Here is a 279-nt window from a genome sequence, read left to right as displayed (position 1 = left end):
AGACCGACCGGATCGCCACCCCGGGTCCCACCCCCGGCGTCGACCTGTGGTGGTCGGCCAAGCACAGGAACCACGGCGGCGACATCCAGGTCCTGACCGCCCCGGACGGCTGGCCGCTGTGGACCTCGCCGGTACGCCCCGGCCGGGAACACGACACCAGCTGCCTGCGTGCCCACCCCGGCCTGCTGACCACCCTCACCGAGATCCGCGAGAACGTACGGACCCTGGCCGACCTCGGCTACGAGGGCGAAGCCGACACCATCGCCGTCGCGTTCAAGA

The 279-nt window shown here is 71.7% G+C and carries 1 protein-coding gene; it reads left to right on the top strand.

The features are described 5' to 3' along the window. Positions 1-279, top strand: a 279-nt coding sequence (locus ACFHWU_RS29590; protein ID WP_416592364.1) for a transposase family protein, incomplete at both ends; no start/stop codon positions are given.

The sequence above is a fragment of the Micromonospora sp. LOL_015 genome (assembly GCF_048060275.1).
Taxonomy (GTDB): Bacteria; Actinomycetota; Actinomycetes; order Mycobacteriales; family Micromonosporaceae; genus Micromonospora_E.
The sequence above is the reverse complement of the archived record's forward strand: the minus strand, read 5'-3'. Positions and strand labels throughout refer to the sequence as shown.